At 69.0% G+C, this 18,753-nt stretch carries 13 protein-coding genes; 6 read left to right on the top strand and 7 right to left on the bottom strand.

Annotated elements, in window-relative coordinates:
- Positions 1–10: 10 nt before the first annotated feature.
- Positions 11–895, bottom strand: coding sequence for a putative selenate ABC transporter substrate-binding protein (locus ACF8NF_RS20850; protein WP_313281392.1), 885 nt, complete (start codon positions 893–895; stop codon positions 11–13).
- Between the two features lie 587 nt (positions 896–1,482).
- Between ACF8NF_RS20850 and lldP the strand changes: the two genes are divergently transcribed.
- The 4 genes from lldP to dld all read left to right on the top strand — a co-directional run bounded on the left by lldP (position 1,483) and on the right by dld (position 7,073).
- The gene (gene lldP, locus ACF8NF_RS20845) at positions 1,483–3,165 is read left to right on the top strand and encodes an L-lactate permease (RefSeq protein WP_070080356.1); all 1,683 of its coding nucleotides are present in this window, start codon (positions 1,483–1,485) and stop codon (positions 3,163–3,165) included.
- Between the two features lie 185 nt (positions 3,166–3,350).
- Positions 3,351–4,157: a transcriptional regulator LldR gene (gene lldR, locus ACF8NF_RS20840; protein WP_016446781.1), complete on the top strand. Its 807-nt coding sequence runs from the start codon at positions 3,351–3,353 to the stop codon at positions 4,155–4,157.
- Between the two features lie 10 nt (positions 4,158–4,167).
- Positions 4,168–5,307 carry an FMN-dependent L-lactate dehydrogenase LldD gene (gene lldD, locus ACF8NF_RS20835; protein WP_016446782.1) on the top strand — a complete coding sequence of 380 codons (1,140 nt, stop codon included), beginning with the start codon at positions 4,168–4,170 and terminating at the stop codon, positions 5,305–5,307.
- Entirely contained in the window at positions 5,304–7,073 is a 1,770-nt protein-coding gene (gene dld / locus ACF8NF_RS20830) for a D-lactate dehydrogenase (protein WP_392413031.1), read from the top strand. Before lldD ends, dld begins: the two co-directional genes overlap by 4 nt.
- A 41-nt stretch (positions 7,074–7,114) precedes the next feature.
- Here the strand turns inward: dld and ACF8NF_RS20825 are convergent, their stop codons facing one another.
- The 4 genes from ACF8NF_RS20825 to ACF8NF_RS20810 all read right to left on the bottom strand — a co-directional run bounded on the left by ACF8NF_RS20825 (position 7,115) and on the right by ACF8NF_RS20810 (position 14,143).
- Entirely contained in the window at positions 7,115–8,623 is a 1,509-nt protein-coding gene (locus ACF8NF_RS20825; RefSeq protein WP_209801933.1) for an aldehyde dehydrogenase family protein, read from the bottom strand.
- Positions 8,624–8,666: 43 nt separating this feature from the next.
- On the bottom strand, positions 8,667–9,548 hold the full coding sequence (locus tag ACF8NF_RS20820; protein WP_392451203.1) for a transporter: 882 nt from the start codon (positions 9,546–9,548) through the stop codon (positions 8,667–8,669).
- Between the two features lie 118 nt (positions 9,549–9,666).
- Complete coding sequence (locus ACF8NF_RS20815; RefSeq protein WP_047218256.1) at positions 9,667–11,790, bottom strand: PQQ-dependent dehydrogenase, methanol/ethanol family; 2,124 nt, start codon at positions 11,788–11,790, stop codon at positions 9,667–9,669.
- Between the two features lie 142 nt (positions 11,791–11,932).
- A complete protein-coding gene (locus ACF8NF_RS20810) occupies positions 11,933–14,143 on the bottom strand; it encodes a TonB-dependent receptor domain-containing protein (RefSeq protein ID WP_392451202.1) in 2,211 nt (736 codons plus the stop codon).
- A 125-nt stretch (positions 14,144–14,268) separates the two neighbouring features.
- On the opposite strand from ACF8NF_RS20810, the gene ACF8NF_RS20805 reads away from it, so the two are divergent.
- Entirely contained in the window at positions 14,269–15,435 is a 1,167-nt protein-coding gene (locus ACF8NF_RS20805) for a helix-turn-helix domain-containing protein (protein ID WP_392451201.1), read from the top strand.
- A 10-nt stretch (positions 15,436–15,445) separates the two neighbouring features.
- On the opposite strand, the gene ACF8NF_RS20800 is transcribed toward ACF8NF_RS20805, so the two are convergent.
- The gene (locus ACF8NF_RS20800; RefSeq protein WP_392451200.1) at positions 15,446–16,363 is read right to left on the bottom strand and encodes a LysR substrate-binding domain-containing protein; all 918 of its coding nucleotides are present in this window, start codon (positions 16,361–16,363) and stop codon (positions 15,446–15,448) included.
- Positions 16,364–16,468: 105 nt separating this feature from the next.
- Here ACF8NF_RS20800 and eno point away from each other — a divergent pair, with 105 nt between their 5' ends.
- Positions 16,469–17,803 (top strand): phosphopyruvate hydratase, encoded by a 1,335-nt coding sequence (gene eno / locus ACF8NF_RS20795; protein ID WP_392451199.1) that lies wholly within the window; start codon positions 16,469–16,471, stop codon positions 17,801–17,803.
- On the opposite strand, the gene ACF8NF_RS20790 is transcribed toward eno, so the two are convergent.
- The gene (locus tag ACF8NF_RS20790; RefSeq protein WP_392451198.1) at positions 17,749–18,717 is read right to left on the bottom strand and encodes a class I SAM-dependent methyltransferase; all 969 of its coding nucleotides are present in this window, start codon (positions 18,715–18,717) and stop codon (positions 17,749–17,751) included. The genes eno and ACF8NF_RS20790 overlap by 55 nt on opposite strands.
- Positions 18,718–18,753 lie beyond the last annotated feature (36 nt).

Genomic DNA, 18,753 nt, shown 5'->3' with positions numbered 1-18,753 from the left:
CTGCTGCGGCTTACTTGAGCAGGCCGGCCGACTTGGCGGCGGCCTCGATGCCTTCGTAGTTCGAGGCCTGGGTGGGCACGAAGCGCGCGGCGCGCTGCAGCTCCAGGATGGCCTTGTGCTCTGGCTTGGCCGGGTCCAGCGCCAGGAAGGCGTCGGTCAGCTTCTTGACCAGGGCCGGGTCCAGGTCGCCGCGCACGGTCCAGTTGTAGTCGAAGTAGGGCGGCGTGGTGGCGAACACGCGCACCTTGCTGGTATCGACCTTCTTGCTCTCCACCAGCTTGTCCCAGACCGATGCGTTGAGCACGCCGGCCTCGGCCTTGCCTGCAGCCACGAAGGCCACGGTGGCGTCATGCGCGCCGGAGAAGGCCACGGTCTTGAAGTCCTTTTCGGGGTTGATGCCGTCCTGCTGCAGGAAAAAGCGCGGCATCAGGCTGCCCGAGGTGGACGAGGGCGCGCCAAAGGCAAAGCTCTTGCCCTTGAGGTCGGCCAGGGTCTTGATGGCGGGGTTGGCCGTGATGAACTTGGAGGTGAACCTGGCGTCTTCCTCGCGCTGCACGATGGGGATGGCCGTGCCGTTGGTGCGGATCTTGGCCTGCACGAAGGTGAAGCCGCCCAGCCAGGCCAGGTCCAGCTTGCGCGTGGCCAGCGACTCGACCACGGCGGCGTAGTCGGTCACGGGCGTGAACACCACCTTCATGCCGGTCTGTGCCGAGAGGTACTTGCCCAGCGGCTCGAACTTGCGCTGCAGCTCGGTGGGAGCTTCATCCGGGATGGCCGAGACGCGCAGCACGGCGGGTTCGGCGGCCAGCGCAGGCAGGCTGGACAGGGTGGAGGCGGCCAGCACGCAGGCAGCCGCCTGGCGCAGCGCCGAGCGGCGCGCAGGAATGTGGTTCATGGATGGGCTCCGTTCAATCAGCCACCGCCGTCCGGATACACGGCGGTTTAATAAGGCGCCCGGGGTTGACCCGGGCGCCGAAGGTACAAGGGCGGTACACCGACCGCTGAGGCTGCATTGTAGGGAGCGGGCTTTTCCGTTGGGGAGCGTCAGGCTTGAGCGGCGGACCTGCCGGCACAGCGCGGCCGCCGATCTTTTTCCCGCGTGCGCCGCGTTTGTGCACCGCCTGGGACCTTGCTTGGCCGGGGACTTGAACATGCGTTGCACCAAAATATCCATTATTGGTATGACCAATAAATGTCCTGGTGCGTTATCTGCACTATTTTAGGTGTTTACCCTGTTCATCTGCCCACTTGAAAGCTCTGAGAATCGCACCACTTCGCGCAATGGTCTGAATTTTGGCTTAATTGGTTGGACCAATTTGCCAATGGCCCACAAGGCGCCAGCGCGGGGAACACTCCCAGACATCGTTGCAGCCAGCCAGCAGACATCCAGTGCGGATCGCACCGCATGCCAACGCTGCAACGAGGGGGAGTGGCCGACAAGGGGCGCTTACCGCGCCCTCCCCATCATCTAGAGACACGGTCATGCAAACCATCTGGCAGCAGAACTACGATCCCGCCGGGAACATCTGGATCTCGGCGCTGATCGCGCTGATTCCCATCATCTTTTTCTTCCTGGCGCTGACCAGGTTCCGTCTCAAGGGCTACCAGGCTGGCACCGTCACCGTGGCGCTGGCGCTGGGCGTGGCGCTGCTGTTCTACAAGATGCCCGTGAGCGCGGCACTGGCCTCGGCCGTGTACGGCTTTTTCTACGGCCTGTGGCCCATCGCCTGGATCATCGTGGCGGCCGTGTTCCTCTACAAGATCTCGGTCAAGACGGGGCAGTTCGACGTGATCCGCTCGTCCATCCTGTCGGTCACGCCCGACCAGCGGCTGCAGCTCATCCTGGTGGGCTTTTGCTTCGGCGCCTTCCTGGAGGGCGCGGCCGGCTTCGGCGCGCCCGTGGCCATCACGGCCGCGCTGCTGGTGGGCCTGGGCTTCAAGCCGCTGTACGCGGCCGGGCTGTGCCTGATCGCCAACACGGCGCCCGTGGCCTTCGGCGCCATGGGCATTCCCATCATCGTGGCAGGGCAGGTCTCGGGCGTGGATGCCTTCGCCATCGGCCAGATGGCCGGCCGCCAGCTGCCCTTCATGACCGTGCTCGTGCTGTTCTGGCTGATGGCCATCATGGACGGCTGGCGCGGCGTCAAGGAAACCTGGCCTGCGGTGCTGGTGGGCGGCGGCTCGTTTGCCCTGGTGCAGTTCCTCACGGCCAACTACATCGGCCCGGAGCTGCCGGACATCACTTCGGCCATCGTCTCGCTGGTGGCGCTGACGCTGTTCCTCAAGGTCTGGCAGCCCAAGCGCATCTTCCGGTTCGACACGGAAGGCGAGGGCGGCAAGGCTGCGGCAGTTGCAGCACCGGCCATCACCTCCGGTGCACCGCTGACAGCAGGCGCCATCATCAAGGCCTGGTCGCCCTTCATCATCCTCACGGCCATGGTGACGATCTGGAGCATCAAGCCCTTCAAGGCGCTGTTCGCCGCAGGCGGCCCGCTGGCCTCCACCGTCATCAACATCCCCGTGCCCTTCCTGCACAACCTGGTGGAGAAGACGCCGCCCGTCGTGGCCGCCGCTGCGCCCTACGGCGCGGTCTACACCTTCAACTGGCTGCTGGCCACCGGCACGGCCATCCTGATCGCGGCGCTGATCACCATCACCTTCACGCGCCTGTCGCCGGCCAAGGCCGTGGCCACGCTGGGCGAGACCTTCAGGGAACTGGCCGTGCCGATCTACTCCATCGGCATGGTGCTGGCCTTCGCCTTCGTGGCCAACTACTCGGGCCTGTCGGCCACGCTGGCCCTGGCGCTGGCACACACGGGCCAGGCGTTCACGTTCTTCTCGCCCTTCCTGGGCTGGATCGGCGTGTTCCTCACGGGCTCGGACACTTCGGCCAACGCGCTGTTCGCCGCGCTGCAGGCCACCACGGCGCAGCAGCTGGGCCTGCCCCAGGTGCTCACGGTGGCGGCCAACACCACGGGCGGCGTGACGGGCAAGATGATCTCGCCCCAGTCCATCGCCATTGCCTGCGCAGCCGTGGGCCTGGCAGGGCGCGAGTCGGACCTGTTCCGCTTCACGGTCAAGCACAGCCTGATGTTCGCCGTGATCATCGGGGTGATCACGACGCTGCAAGCCTATGTGTTTACGTGGATGATCCCGGGGTATTGACATGAAACACCCCCTGAGTCGCTGCGCGCCTTCCCCCTCTCTACCCGCTTCGCGGGGGAGGGGGACGACACCCTCGCGGCGGGGCGGCCCTTGCTCGGTGTCCCTGGCTTGGGCAGTGCGGGTTTCATGCGATGAGGCTGGCGCATAGCGCCGTGAATCACTGAAAACCAATTCTGAGAATCCCCATGCGCGTTGCCGATCAAGTTGTCGAGAAATTGCTTGCCCTGGTGCAGGCCAGCGGAGTGCAGCCCGGACAGCGGCTGCCCGCGGAGCGGCAACTGGCGGCCGAGCTGGGTGTCTCGCGCACCTCGGTGCGCGAGGCCATACAGAAACTCACCAGCCAGGGCGTGCTGGTGGCGCGGCGCGGCGATGGCACCTATCTGCAGGAGCCGGCGCCGGCTGCCGAGCCTGCGGACTGGCTCAAGGACGCCATGCGGCCGCTGGCCGGCCTGATGGAGTCCGACTCCCACTACCGCTATGACGTGCTTGAAACCCGCCATGCGCTGGAGACCAGCACGGCCTGGCTGGCCGCCCAGCGCGCCACGCCGCAGGACAAGGACCATATCCAGCGCTGCTTCGAGGTGATGATCCAGCACCAGCAAAGCGGCCACGCCGAGCTGGCGGCGCGCGCCGACGCGCAGTTCCACCTGGCCATTGCCGAGGCTTCGCACAACCTGGTGCTGGTGCAGGTCATGCACAGCCTGTTCACCGTGGTGCTGTCCACGGTGGAACGCAACCGCCACGACATGTTCCGCCTGAGCGCGCCCCAGACCCTGCAGGAGCTGACCGTGCAGCACCAGAGCCTCATGCAGGCCATCCTGGACGGCGACCCGCAGCGCGCCCGCGAATGCATCGGCGAGCACCTGGAGCATGTGCGCACCACCATCCAGCGCCTGGACGAGGACCGCGCGCGGCGCGAGCGCTCCATGCGGCTGCCTCTGGACGCCGCGCCTGCGCTGCTGCCCACTTCAGACCTGATACGAAAGACATGAGACACCCATCATGATCATCTCCTCTACCTCCGACTACCGTGCGGCGGCGCAAAAGCGCCTGCCGCCTTTCCTGTTCCACTACATCGACGGCGGCGCCTATGCCGAGCAGACGCTGCGCCGCAATGTCGAGGACATGGCCGCCGTGGCGCTGCGCCAGCGCGTGCTCAAGGACATGAGCCGGCTGGACACCAGCATCGAGCTGTTCGGCGAGAAGCTGTCCATTCCCGTGGCGCTGTCGCCCGTGGGCCTGACGGGCATGTACCGCCGCCGCGGCGAAGTGCAGGCCGCGCGCGCGGCCGACGCCCATGGCATTCCGTTCACCATGTCCACGGTCTCGGTCTGCCCCATCGAAGAGGTGGCGCCCAGGATCAAGCGCCCCATGTGGTTCCAGCTCTATGTGCTCAAGGACCGGGGCTTCATGCAGAACGCGCTGGAGCGTGCCCAGGCGGCCGGCTGCTCCACCCTGGTCTTCACCGTGGACATGCCCGTGCCCGGCGCGCGCTACCGCGATGCGCATTCGGGCATGAGCGGCCCGAATGCCGCCATGCGCCGCTACTGGCAGTCGGTCACGCATCCGGCCTGGTCCATGGACGTGGGCCTGCTGGGCCGCCCGCATGACCTGGGCAACATCTCGGCCTACCGGGGCAGCCCCACGGGCCTGGCCGACTACATCGGCTGGCTGGGCGCCAACTTCGATCCCTCCATTTCCTGGAAGGACCTCGAATGGATACGCGCCTTCTGGAAGGGGCCCATGGTCATCAAGGGCATCCTGGACCCCGAGGACGCCAAGGACGCGGTGCGCTTTGGCGCCGACGGCATCATCGTCTCCAACCATGGCGGCCGCCAGCTCGACGGCGTGCTGTCCTCGGCCCGCGCGCTGCCGGCCATTGCCGATGCGGTCAAGGGCCAGATCAAGATCCTGGCCGACTCCGGCATCCGCAACGGCCTGGACGTGGTGCGCGCCATCGCCCTGGGCGCCGACTGCGCCATGATCGGCCGCGCTTTCATCTACGCGCTGGCCGCTGCCGGCGAGGCCGGCGTCAAGCACCTGCTGGAGCTGCTGGAAAAGGAGATGCGCGTGGCCATGACGCTGACCAGCGTCAGCAAGGTGGCAGACATCACCGGTGACCTGCTGGTGCGCGAAGCATGAGCGCGCCGTCCATCTCCGCCATGCCCCAGGTGTCCCGCGAAACCCTGCTGCAGCAGCTGCGCCAGGCCGTGGGCGCGGCCCATGTGCTCACCGACGACCAGGCCACGCGCCGCTTCCGCAAAGGCCACCGCACGGGCGAGGGCCCGGTGCTGGCCGTAGTGCGGCCCGCGACGCTGCTGGAGCAGTGGAAGGTGGTGCAGGCCGCCGTGGCGGCCGGGCGCATCGTCATCATGCAGGCCGCCAACACGGGCCTGACGGGCGGCTCCACGCCCGACGGCGCGGACTATGACCGCGAGATCGTGCTCATCAACACCTTGCGCATCACCGGCGTGCAGGTCATCGGGGGCGGCGCCCAGGTGGTCTGCCTGCCCGGCGCCACGCTGGACCGGCTGGAGCAGGCGCTGGCGCCGCTGGGGCGCGAGCCGCATTCGGTGATCGGCTCGTCGTGCATCGGCGCCTCGGTGCTGGGCGGCATCTGCAACAACTCGGGCGGCGCCCTGGTGCGGCGCGGCCCGGCCTATACCGAACTGGCGCTGTACGCGCGCGTGTGCGGCGACGGCTCGCTGGAACTCGTCAACCACCTGGGCATCGCCCTGGGCCGCACGCCCGAGGAAATCCTCACGCGGCTGCAAAACGGCGACTACACCGAGTCCGACATCGCCCACGATGCGCAGCGCGCCGCCTCCGACCCGCGCTATGCCGATGCCGTGCGCGCCGTGGACGAGGACACGCCCGCGCGCTTCAATGCCGACCCCTCGCGCCTGTTCGAGGCCTCGGGCTCGGCCGGCAAGCTGTGCCTGTTCGCCGTGCGGCTGGACACCTTCCCCAAGGAGCCCAGCACCGTCTTCTATATAGGCAGCAATGCGCCCGACGACCTCACGGCCGTGCGCCGCGAGCTGCTGACCGCGCTGCCGCGCCTGCCGATCGCCGGCGAGTACATCCACCGCACGGCCTACGACATCGGCGAGAAATACGGCAAGGACACCTTCCTGCTGATCGACCGCTTCGGCACGGCCAGGGTGCCGGCCGCCTTCGCCCTCAAGAGCCGCATGGACGGCTTCTTCGAACGCTTCGGCCTGCGCGGCGTCACCGACCGCGTGATCCAGGCGCTGACCAACCTGCTGCCCAGCCACCTGCCCGCGCGCATGCGCCAGTGGCGCGACCGCTATGAGCACCACCTGCTGGTGCGCGTGTCCAACGACACGGCCGAGGCCACGCGTGAATTCCTCACGCGGCACTTCAGCGGCAGCACCACGGGCGGCTGGTTCGAGTGCGATGCCGACGAGGGGCGCAAGGCCTTCCTGCACCGCTTCGCCATCGCGGGCGCGGCCATCCGCTACCGCGAGGTGCACCGCGCCCAGGTGGAGGACATCGTGGCGCTGGACGTCGCCCTGCGCCGCAACGACCGTGAATGGGTGGAGCAACTGCCCGCCGAGGTCGAGCGCGACATGGTCCACAAGCTCTACTACGGCCACTTCTTCTGCCATGTCTTCCACCAGGACTACATCGTCAAGAAGGGCGTGGACCCGCTGGCCATGGAGCACCGCATGTGGGAACTGCTGGACGCGCGCCGCGCCGAGTACCCGGCCGAACACAACGTGGGCCACTTGTACGTGGCCAAGCCCGCGCTGGCAGGCTTCTACCGTGAGCTGGACCCCACCAACACCTTCAACCCCGGAATAGGCCACACCTCGCGCAAGCTGGGCTGGGAGGAGTGTTGCGACCGGCCGGGGGGATGGCCCAAGGGGTATTCGGAAACGCCGTAGAGCAGGAGCAGGCGGGCCCGGGGGCAGCCCGCCGCACCCCCTCACAGATTGATGAACACCGACTTGGTCTCCAGGTAGGCATCCAGCGCGGTGCGGCCCATGTCGCGGCCCATGCCGGACTGCTTGTAGCCGCCGAAGGGCATGCCCGGGTCCAGGGTGCTGTGGCAGTTGACCCAGACCGTGCCGGACTGGATCTTGGGGATCAGCCGGTGGACCTTGGACAGGTTGTTGGACCAGATGCTGGCGCCCAGGCCATAGGGCGTGTCGTTGGCCCAGGCGGCGACTTCGTCGAGGTCGTCATAGGGCATGGCCACGAGCACGGGGCCGAAGATTTCCTCGCGGGCCACGCGGTGGTCGTGCTGCACGCCGGTCATCACCGTGGGCTGCACGAAGTAGCCGCGCTGGCCTGAGCGGGCGCCGCCCGTCACCACCTCGGCGCCCTGGCTGCGGCCTATGTCGATGTAGCTGCAGACACGCTCCATCTGCTCCTGCGAGACCAGCGGGCCCATCTGCGCGCGGGGGTCCAGGCCATGGCCCAGGGTGAGCCGGGCGGCCTGGTCGGCCACGTCGGCCACCACGCGGTCGAACATGCTCTTGTGCACGTACAGGCGCGAGCCCGCGCAGCAGACCTGGCCGTGGTTGAAGAAGATGGCATTGGCAGCACCTGCCGCCGCCGTGGCGGGGTCGCAGTCATCCAGCACGATGACGGGGGACTTGCCGCCCAGCTCCAGCGTGATGCGCGTCATGTTGTCCATGCAGGCATGGCCGATGAGCTTGCCCACCTCGGTCGAGCCGGTGAAGCTGACCTTGTTGACCAGCGGGTGCGAGACCAGGGGCGCGCCCGTGCCGGGGCCGTCGCCCGTGACCACGTTGAACACGCCGGGCGGAAAGCCCGCTTCCTGGATCAGCTCGGCCAGCATCAGCGCGGTCAGCGGCGTCTGCTCGGCGGGCTTGAGCACCAGGGTGCAGCCTGCGGCCAGCGCGGGCGCCAGCTTCCAGCTGGCCATGAGCAGGGGGAAGTTCCAGGGCACGACGGCGGCGACCACGCCCACGGGCTCGCGCCGGGTGTAGGTGAACATCTGGGCCTCGGGCGCGAAGGGCACGGAGTGCTCGTGCGTCATGCCCTCGATCTTGGTGGCCCAGCCGGCCATGTAGCGGATGGAGTCGATGGCCATGGCGATGTCCACGGCGCGCGCAATGGCGGCGGACTTGCCGTTGTCCAGCGATTCGACCTCGGCCAGGGCCTGGGCATGGGTCTCCATGAGGTCGGCCAGGCGCAGCATCAGGCGCTCGCGCTCCACGGGGCGCATGCGGCCCCAGGGGCCCAGGTGCAGCGCGCGGTGCGCGGCGCGCACGGCCAGGTCCACGTCCGCCGGGCCGGCGCTGGCGACTTCGGCGATCACGGCTTCGGTGGCCGGGTTGACGGTGGACAGGCGCTGGCCGGTCCGGGCCGCCACCCATTGGCCGTCGATGAAGAGGTCATGCGTGCCCCGGTTGAGGAAGGCGCTGGCGCGCTCGGTGATCTGGTGCTGGATGTCGCTGAGGTTCATGGTGTGCTCCTTGGGGGTGAACGGGAGAAAGGGGGGTGTGGGATCAGAAAACCTGCAGCAGGCGCAGGTTGATGCGGGCGTTCTCCTTGAAGCCCTGGCGCACATGCAGATCGCGGCCCACGGTGGCCAGCAGCTGCGTCTTGGGCGCGACAAAGACCGCGCCGCCGAAAGAGACCTTGGTGGTGGACTGGCGGTCGCCTTGCGCCACGCCGTTGATCTGGGTCTCGCCGCCCGTCAGGTGCGACAGGCCCAGGCGCAGGTCCGAGGTCTCCGACAGGTGGTAGCGCAGCAGGCCCTGGAACTGGAACTGCGCCTTTTGCTTGAGCGTGGCGCTGTGGGCGCCGAAGTCGTCGTTCTTGCCGAAGACGGTGACATCGGCCGCCAGGTCCATGGTCACGCGCTTGCCCAGCGGCTTGATCCAGCCGGCCTGCAGCGCGGCCTTCCAGCGGTTCTCGCCCAGGCTCAGCGGGTCGTTGCGGTTGTACTGGCCCGTGGGCAGCCAGACAAAGGGGGTGATGCCGAAGTGCTCCTTGTCGCCGGGCTTGGTCAGCCACAGGGTGGCGGCCAGCATCAGGTCGCCCACGCCGGTGTTGCTGCCCATGGCCGCGATATCGCGCGAGGCCGACAGGCGCCCGAAGGGCAGCAGGAACTGCGGGTCGATCACGTAGTCGCCCAGCTTCATGAAGTGCACGCCGCGCGCTATGCCGATGTCCGAGGTCAGCCTCGGCCGTATCGGCGCCTGGTCGCCATTGGCATAGAGGCGGTCGCGCGTGGCGTGCTGGTAATAGACCATGCCCAGCGTGGTGCCTCGCGGCAGGGCGGTGTAGTCGCCCGCGTCGATATCGACGGCGTGGGCATTGAAGGTGGCGCATGCGGCCATGGCTGCCAGGGCCAGGGATGCGCGGGTGAAGGGCTTGGATGGCATGGCGAAGAGTCCGGTCCGGTGTTTTCAGGCAAAGCCCTGCCCAGGCCTGCTGCAGGACAGCAGGGCCGGGGAGGGGAATGGGAGGTTGGGGGAGGGGGAGGAGGGCGGCTTGCGCTGGCTACTTGGGCCGCACCGCGTCAGCCGTGCCCTGGATGAAGGCCTTGATCTTTTCCACGTCTTCCATGCTCAGCTTGCCCGTGAAGTCCGGCATGCCGCGCGACATGGCCGGACCCTTGAAGATGAACTTGTCCAGGTGCTCGATATAGGCCGGGTCCAGGTAGCCCAGGTTGGGCAGGTTGCCGCCGCGGTCCACGCCGGGCACGCCGTGGCAGAAGGCGCAGTTGCTGACATACAGGGCCGTGCCCTCGGCCACCAGGCTCTTGTCGTAGGGCACGCCCTGCAGCAGCTTGCCCTGCTGGTAGGCGACGAAGGCAGGCGCCTCGGCCTTGCCGTCCAGCGCGAAGGTGTAGACCGTGCCCGGGCCCTTGCGCTCGGTGTGGCGCGCGGCCAGGCCGTAGACGCCGCCCCAGCCCACGGCGATGGAGACGTACTGGCGGCCATCGACCTCATAGGTGATGGGTGCGGCCACCACGCCCGTGCCCGTGGGCTTTTCCCAGAGCTTCTTGCCGTTGCGCGCGTCATAGGCCACGAAGCGGCCGTCGGCCGTGCCCTGGAACACCAGGTTGCCCGCCGTGGCCAGCGTGCCGCCGTTCCAGGGCGAGGCATGCTCCACGCGCCAGCGCTCCTTCTGTGCCACCGGGTCCCAGGCGATCAGGCGGCCGAAGGGCGTGCTCTTGGGCGGCTCCATGTTGACCAGCGTGGCCGTATTCCAGCCGATATTGCTGTGCGGCTCGGGCAGGGAGCCGCCGTTGAACTTCCAGTTCTTGTTGTCCTGCAGGGTCAGAGGCACATGCTGGGCCGGCAGGTAGGCCAGGCCCGTGTCGGGGCTGTAGGACATGGAATGCCAGTTGTGGGCGCCGAAGGGGCTGGGAATCACGTCGCGCGCGCGGTCGCCGCTGCGCGCAATCGGTGTCTCGATGGGGCGGCCCTTGGCGTCGTAGCCGCTGGCCCAGTTCACGTCGACGAAGTTCTTGGCCGAGATGAACTGGCCGTTGGTGCGGTCGATGACGAAGAAGAAGCCGTTCTTGGGCGCATGCAGGATGACCTTGCGCGGCTTGCCGCCGATCTTGATGTCGGCCAGCACCATGGGCTGGGTGGAGGTGAAGTCCCAGCTGTCGCCCGGCGTCTCCTGGTAATGCCAGACGTACTCGCCCGTATCGGGGTTCAGCGCCACGATGCTGGCCAGGTACAGGTTGTCGCCACCGGCCGGGCTGCGCTTGGCTTGCGCCCAGGGCGAGCCGTTGCCCGTGCCGATGTACATGAGGTTGAGCTCGGGGTCATAGGCCATGGTGTCCCAGGCCGTGCCGCCGCCACCGGCCTCCCACCACTTGCCGGCCGGGTCCCAGGTCTTGGCGGCGCGGGCCATGGCCTCGTTCTCGAAGGGCTTGGACGGATCGCCGGGCACGGTGAACCAGCGCCACTGCTGGGCACCGGTCTCGGCGTCATAGGCCGTGACATAGCCGCGCACGCCGTACTCGGCGCCGCCGTTGCCGATCAGCACCTTGCCCTTGATGACGCGTGGCGCGCCCGTGATGGTGTACGAGAAGGCGCGGTCGATGATGGTGTCCTGCTCCCAGACCTTCTGGCCCGTGGCCGCGTCCAGCGCCACCAGGCGGCCATCGAAGGCGCCCACATACACCTTGCCCTTGTAGACCGCCACGCCCCGGTTGACCACGTCGCAGCAGCCCTTGAAGCCGTTGGCACGGTCCACGCCGGGGTCGTAGCTCCACAGGCGCTTGCCGGTGCGCACGTCCACCGCATGCACCACGCTCCAGCTGGCCGTGACGTACATGATTCCATCGACCACCACGGGCGTGGACTCCACGCCGCGCGTGGATTCCAGGTCATACGACCAGACCAGGCCCAGCCGCTTCACATTGGCCGTGTCCAGCTGCCTGAGTTTGGAAAAGCGCGTCTCGCTGTAGTCCATGCCGTAGCTGGGCCAGTCCTTGGAGCTGCGCGCGTTGTCGCGGATGCTCTGCGAGTCGATGCGCGAGGTGACGGCGCGTATGTGCTCGGGCGAGCCTTTGCTTGGCAAGCCGGCCTGTGCCAGCGTGGCACCGGGAAGGGCCAGCGCCAGGCCGGCGGCCAGCAGCGTGGAGGAAAGCACGTGGGTCTTCATGTTGTCTCGTCTCCTGTGTGGTTTGTTTTTGCGTGCATGGCGCTGGGGGCAAGGGCACCATGTGGGAGACGATAAAAAAAGCGGCCTTCGGTCACAACATTCGGACTTTCCCGGGGGCGGATGTGTACCGCCGTGGAACAGCTCAGAACGTCCGGCTGACCGTCACCCCGGCCGACAGCCCGCGTCCGGCACCCGGCTCGAAGTACCGCTGGTTGCCCTCGTTGACGATGACCGACCCTGCAAAGCGCCGGTCGAACAGGTTGTCCAGCCGCACAAAGGTCTGGGCGCTCCACTGCTGCCATTGCCGTGACCAGCGCAGGCTGGAGCCCCAGACGGTGTAGCCGGCCGCGCGGTCGGTGTTGCGGTCGTTCACGGCCACGGGGCCGCTGTGCAGCATGTCCACGGTCCAGGTCCATTGCGGCGACAGCTGCCAGGCCAGCTCGCTCCACAGGCGGCGCGGCGCGGTGCCGGCCAGGCGTGCGCCGGCATCCACCGGGGCGGTGGGCGTGGTGCAGGGCGTGGCCTCGCAGGTCAGGAAGCTGTCGCGGTAGCGGGCTTGCAGCAGGGTCAGGGCGGTGCTGGCCGTGAGCGATCCCCATTGGGCGTTGCCCGAGAATTCCAGCCCCCGGCGCAGCGTGCGGCCTGCGTTCTGGTAGGTGGCGCGCCCTCCCGTGTTGGACAGTACGGTGAGTTCGCGCTGGGTATGGGTCTCGAACAGCGTGAGGTTCCAGCCCGCGTTGCCGTGGCGCCCGCGCAGGCCGACCTCGACGGTGTTGTGGGCGCTGGCGGCCAGGCCGGTGTTCAGGCCGCTGTTCATGCCATTTTGGCCACCGGGCCGGTAGGCCACTTCGTTGAGCGTGGGCGTTTCCATGCCCCGGCCCACCGATGCGTGGGCCACCAGCTCCGGCAGCAGGTTCACGCGCAGGCCCAGCGAGGGCAGCCAGCCGCGCCAGGCCATGCTGCCGCTGTCGTCGCCATTGCCGGCTGTGATGTAGTGGTCGTCGGAGCGGTAGCGCACGCGCGCCTGGCGCAGGCCGGCGCTCAGGCCCAGGCTCTGCGTGCTCCACTCGGCCTGCAGGTAGGGGTCGGCGGAGCGCGCCTGGTTGCGTTCGTCGCGGCGCAGCCGGCCCTGCACGCCGAGCTGGCTGCCGATGAAGTTCTCGTAGCCGCGCCGGGTCTCGCCCTGCCAGTCGTAGGCCAGGCCCGCCGACCAGTCCAGCCGGCCGCCGGCCACGTCCTCATGGGTGCTGCGCCAGCGCAGGTTCATGCCCGCGTAGTCGCGGTCCAGGTCGATCACGCCGCCTGAATGCGAGGGCGGCGCCTGCGTGGCCACGGGAATGGACTGGTACTGCAGCACGGAGCGCGTGCCCGCATAGGCCATGAGTTCCAGGCGCTGGCCCGCGCCGAACTGGTGCTGCCAGGCGGCGCCCAGCTGGCGCTGGCGCACGCTTTTGCGCGTATTGAAGCGCAGCGCGCTGGCCGTGGTCTGGCCGGGGTCGGCCTCGAACTCGGCGCGCGTCAGGCCCAGCGGGTCCTGGGCGCTGGCGCGCTGCTCCTGGTACTGCAGCAGCCATTGGTCATCTCCTTGCTGGCGCGACAGTTTCATGTGGGCCGTACTGCGGTCTGCGGCCGATTGGGGGCGCATGCCGTCGGTGGCGAAGCGCTCGATGTGGATGGCATAGCGCCATGGGGCGGAGCCGCCATCCGCCTGGTCCGGCTTTCCGCCCCCGATCGTGCCGCGCAGCTGGGTGGACAGGCGCCACAGCCCGTCCGGCCCCATGGCCATGCCGCTGCGCCACAGGCCCGGTTCCTCGCCATCTTCGGTGTACAGCAGCAGCGCACCGCCTGCGCTGTTGCCGTAGAGCACGGCGGCCGGGCCGCGCACCACGTCCAGGCGCGCGGCGTTGCCCAGCGTGAAGTTGGCGGCCTGGCCCTGGCCGTCGGGCGCGCCGGCCGGGATGCCGTCCACGTACAGGCGCAGCCCGCGCACGCCAAAGGTGGAGCGCGCACCGAAGCCGCGCACCGAGATCTGCAGGTCCTGGGCGAAGTTCTGGCGGTTCAGCACCACCAGGCCCGGCACGCGCGCCAGGCTTTCGGACAGGTTGACCTGCATCTGCCCCTCGCGCAGCACCGTGCCGTCCACGCTGTCGATGGCGGCCGTTGCGCGCCACAGGTCGGGGCCGGCGCCGGGCTGGCTGGCCGTGATGACCACGGGGGCGAGCAGGGCCTCGCTGGAGTCCTGCGCTGCGTTTGCCGCCTGGGCGGGCAGGGCGTGCAGCGTGCAGGCCAGTGCGGCGCCCAGGGTGGGCAGGGCGGGCCGGGGGTGTCTTGTGCTGTGGGGGGAGCGTGTCATTGCGGGCGGGCCTGTGGCGATGCCCGAGGTTACCGAGCCCGGCAAGCCGTTCCAACACGGGTGATTTCCCTAGTGCTGTCCTGTGCCGTGGCGGAACAACAATCGCGGCAGTTTTGATGTCCGTCATGCAACAGCCGCCTCCCGCCCCACTGCCCTCCAACCCCTTCTATGCCTCGCGCCAGGACCGGGTGGCGCTGGCGCGCGAGCGCTATTTCGAGCGCGGCGAGCGCCCCTCGGGCCTGGTGTCCGAGCCCGTGCTGCAGTCCTGGACACGCTGCCTGGGCGCCAGCCGCAGCCCCGACGAGAAGATCAGCTTCGACCCGGTCAGCAAGATCCGCACGGCCACCTTGCTGACGCACAACCGCGCGCTGATCGAGGCGGCGCGCGACCCCATCGCCGAACTAGAGACCGTGATCGCGGGCAGCCAGGCGCGCGCCATGCTGACCTGCAGCGAGGGCGTGGTGCTGATCGCCTCGCGCCCCACGCCGGGTGACGGCCCGCTGCTGCTGACGGCCGCACGCGTGGGCGTGAATATCGCCGAGGATGCCGTGGGCACGGGCGCACCCGGCGTGGCCGTGCGCACGGGCGAGGTCTGCCATGTGCGTGGCGGCGAGCATTTCTTTCGCTGCCTGGCCTCGCTGCACTGCGCGGCCGCGCCCGTGCGCGATGCCAGCGGGCGCACCGTGGCCATGCTGGACCTGAGCAGCGAGGCGGGCCCCTTTCGCTTCGACGCAGGCGCCATGGCCCACATGTACGCCACCTGCATCGAGAACCGGCTGCTGGTGGGCGCCGCCCGCATGCACCTGCTGCTGCGCTTCCAGTCCAGCCGCAGCATGTTCGGCACGCCGCTGGAAGGGCTGGCCGCCGTGGATGGCGAAGGCATGGTGCGCTGGTTCAACGGCGTGGGCGCCCAGTTGTTCGACTGCCCGCGCCGGCCCGCCGAGGGGCTGGCGGCAGAGGAAGTCTTCGGCCTGGGCCTGAACCAGTTGCTGGAGCTGGCCCACCACGGCCAGGCGCGCCCGCAGATGCTGCCCACGGGGCTGACGCTGTGGATGGAGGCGAGGCTGGATGAGGCATCTTCCCAGGTCGAGGAGGTGCTGCCGGCCATCGAGGCCCTGCCACCGCCCGCCGAGGCGCCGTCCGAGGCACCGTCTTCCCTGGGCGAGGCCAGCCGCGAGCTGATCGAGCAGGCCCTGGCCCGCTGCCAGGGCAATATCTCGCAGGCCGCCCGCATGCTGGGCGTCTCGCGCGGGCTGCTGTACCGGCGCCTGCGCGAGTGGGGCAGGGCTTAGGCCGTCTGGCCTATGCCGGCACGGCGGCCAGTGCGCTGCGCATCCATTCGATGAAGACCCCCGCCTGGGCCGGCAGCGTGCGCCCTGCGGCGGGCACGGCGCGCAGGCCGCCCTCGAAGGGTACGAAGCCATGGGGCGCCACCAGCAGCCCCTCCTGGAGCTCGCGTGCGATCAGCCGCTGCTCCACCAGGGCAACGCCCAGTCCCGACAGTGCCGCCTCTATGCACAGGTGGGTGTGGGGGAACGCCAGCGTCTCGCCCAGGGCCACGGGCTGGCCCGTCAGGGCTTCCCACTGGTTCCATGCGCTGGCCGTGTACTCATGTGCAATGCGCGCGCGATTGGCGGGCCGGCGCCGGGCATAGGCCGGCGTGCAGACGGCGCCGAAGTGCACGGGCGCCAGTTCGATGGCGCGGCGGCGGTCGGCCTCGGCGTAGGTGGACAGGTCCCAGGCAATGATCAGGTCGGCGCCCTCGTGGCGCATCTCGCGCGCCGAGGTCATGGACAGGCGGATGCGGATATGCGGGTGGCTGCGGTAGAACACCGCCAGCTGCGGCACCAGCCAGCGCATGGCAAAGGTGGCGCTGCAGGCCACATGCAGCCCCGGCGCCTGGGCGTCGCGCGCCAGCTGGGCATAGGCGGCCTCCAACTGGTCGAAGGCCGTGCGCACCGAGGCATGGAAGGAGGCGCCGGCCTCGGTCAGGCGCAAACCCGTGCCTTCTTTCTCGAACAGCGCCGCGCCCGCGTGCTCCTGCAGCAGGCGCAGGTGGCGGCTGATGGCACCGTGGCTGCGGCACAGTTCCTCGGCCGCGCGGGTCACCGAGCCGGTGCGGGCAATGGCCTCGAAGGCGCGCAGGGCGGCCAGCGGCGGCAGTTGTCTCATGGCAATCAATTCGTCAGAAAAGCTGACGCATGGGCAGAAAAACTGCATTGTCCCGCATCGTCGTGATTTCTAGCATGGGTGCCTGTGCATTGGAGTTTTGCAGGCTTGCCAGCTCCTTTGCACAGTTCAATTTCTTGACGAAAAGGAGTTTCCATGCAGATCACCGATATCGCGGCCCATGAGGCGCTGGACAGCCGGGGCCATCCCACCGTGGAGGTCGAGGTCGAACTGGAGGACGGCGCACGCGGCCTGGCCCTGGTGCCCTCGGGCGCCTCCACGGGGCGGCATGAGGCGCTGGAGCGGCGCGACGGCGATGCCTCGCGCCACCTGGGCAAGGGCGTGCTGGGGGCGGTGCAGGCCGTCAACACCGAGCTGCGCGATCTGCTGCGCGGCATGCAGGCAGACGCCCAGGGCCGCATCGACACGGCCATGATGGCGCTGGACGGCACGCCCGGCAAAAGCCGGCTGGGCGCCAACGCGCTGCTGGGCGTGTCGCTGGCCGTGGCGCGCGCGGCGGCGGCCAGCCAGCGCATGCCGCTGTGGCGGCACATGGGCGGTGCCCAGGCGCGCGTGCTGCCCGTGCCCATGATCAATGTCATCAACGGTGGCGCCCATGCCGACAATCCGCTGGACTTTCAGGAGTTCATGCTGCTGCCGGTGGGGGCGGACAGCTTCGGTGAGGCGCTGCGCATGGGCGCCGAGGTCTTCCACACGCTGCGCCATGCGCTCAAGGCCGCAGGCCACAGCGTCAACGTGGGCGACGAGGGCGGCTTTGCGCCCGCCCTGCGCAGCGCGCCCGAGGCGCTGGACCACCTGATGGCCGCCATCGAGCGCGCCGGCCTGCGCCCCGGCAGGGACATCGCCCTGGCCCTGGACCCTGCGGCCAGTGAATTCCATGGCGAGGACGGCTACCGCTACGCGGGCGAGGGCCTGGTGCGCAGCCGCCAGCAGCAGGTGGACTACCTGGCGCAACTGGTGGAGCACTACCCCATCGTCTCCATCGAGGACGGCATGGCCGAGGACGATATCGAGGGCTGGCAGGCCCTGGGCCGGCGCCTGGGCGGACGCTGCCAGCTGGTGGGCGACGATGTGTTCTGCACGAACCCCGGCCTGTTCGAGGGCGGCATTGCCCGGGGCGTGGGCAACGCCATCCTCGTCAAGATCAACCAGATCGGCACGCTGACCGAAACCTGGGACGTGCTGCGCCTGGCGCATGGCGCGGGCTATGGCGTGGTGATGTCGCACCGCTCGGGCGAGACCGAGGACACCAGCATTGCCGACCTGGCCGTGGCGGCCCAGTGCGCCATGATCAAGACCGGCTCGCTGTCGCGCGCCGACCGCACGGCCAAGTACAACCGGCTGCTGCGCATCGAGCGCGAACTGGGCCCGGCCGCCGTCTATGCGGGGCGCCGTGCGCTCAAGGGCCGGGCGGGTCAGGAAGCCGTGTCGGCCGCTGCGGGTGTTGCGGGGGTTGCGGGCGCCCTGTAGACCAGCACCTTGAGGCTGCGCTCGGCGTCGATGTCGGCGAAGGTGGCCGGATTGGCCAGGCGCTCGACGAACTCCAGCTCGGGCGCCACTTCCTGCATCTGCGATGTCAGGAACTGCGTGCCCATCTCGGGCGCGTTCAGGCACAGCAGCACATGGCCGCCGGGGCGCAGCAGGTCGGGCAGGCGGCGCATCAGGCGGGCATAGTCCTTGGTGGCGATGAAGCTGCCCTTCTGGTAGCTGGGCGGGTCCACCACGATCAGGTGGTACGGCCCGCCGCGCGTGATCTTGCCCCAGCTGCTGAAGATGTCGTGGGCCAGGAAGCTGGCGCCCGACAGATCGTTGAGCCGGTGGTTCTGCTGCCCGGTGGCCAGCGCGCCCTGGGCCATGTCCATGTTCATCACATGGCGCGCGCCGGCCTGCAGGGCCACCACCGAAAAGGCGCAGGTGTAGGCGAACAGGTTGAGCACCTTGATGCCATGGCGGTGCTCGGGATGGTTGGCCACATGCGCGTGCACCCAGCGCCGGCCTTCGGCCATGTCCAGGAACAGGCCGTGGTTCTGGCCGCGCAGCACCTGCACGCGGTAGCGCGTGCCGGCCTCGGTGACGATGTGCGGGTCTGGCACTTCGCCGGCCATGAGCCGGGTTTCGGCGGGCGCGGCGGGCTGGCGCAGCTGGTAGACCCAGTTCAGGGGCTGGCCCGGTGCCAGTTCGCTCCAGCGCAGTGACAGCGCCGTGCCGATGGCGGCCAGGGCGTCTTCGTCCAGCGGCTGGAAGCTGGTGAGCACCAGCACGGGCGGAAAGGCATCGAGCACCAGATGCTCGCAGCCCGGGTACAGGCCGCCACGGCCGTGGAAGATGCGTTGGGCGTCGGAGGGCAGGGCCATCCGGGCGATGGCGTCGAGCAGGGCTTGCATGGGAAAGGCTGGGTCTGGCAGGGGCGCCGGGCATGC

Source organism: Delftia sp. WSY_22, from assembly GCF_043104185.1.
Classification (GTDB): domain Bacteria; phylum Pseudomonadota; class Gammaproteobacteria; order Burkholderiales; family Burkholderiaceae_C; genus Comamonas; species Comamonas tsuruhatensis.
Note: the sequence above shows the minus strand (reverse complement) of the source record. Positions and strands in the feature narration are given on the sequence as shown.